Genomic DNA, 360 nt, shown 5'->3' on the forward strand with positions numbered 1-360 from the left:
GTCATGAGCGATCACGCGGAAGCCCTTCTGCACCAGGAACAGCATCTGCGCGTCCCAGGCGTCCGCGTTGAGCGGCCAGCCGTGCGAGAACACGACCGGGCGACCCGAGCCCCAGTCCTTGTAGAAGATCTGCGTGCCGTCCTTGGTGGTGATGGTGCTCATGGTGTTGCCTCCTGCAGTGTGATGGGTGGCGCTAGCCTGCGGCTTGCCGGCTGCATTGGCTTGGGTCGTGGCGGAAAGCGCGGCGACGGCGGCCACGCCGACGGTGCCGGCGCCCGAGACCAGCAGCTTGCGACGCGAGGGATTGAGCGCTTCGATTTGTTCTTGGGGTTGCATGACGGTTCTGGCGAGGAATGTGAA

The 360-nt window shown here is 65.0% G+C and carries 1 protein-coding gene; it reads right to left on the reverse strand.

Features of this window, described 5'->3' with window-relative positions; genetic code table 11:
* Window positions 1–336, reverse strand: a 336-nt coding sequence (locus tag AC1DCP_RS26715; protein WP_476774919.1) for an alpha/beta fold hydrolase, incomplete at its 3' end; no start/stop codon positions are given.
* Between the last annotated feature and the right edge of the window lie 24 nt (window positions 337–360).

The sequence above is a fragment of the Agrobacterium sp. 10T429 genome, from assembly GCF_056393925.1.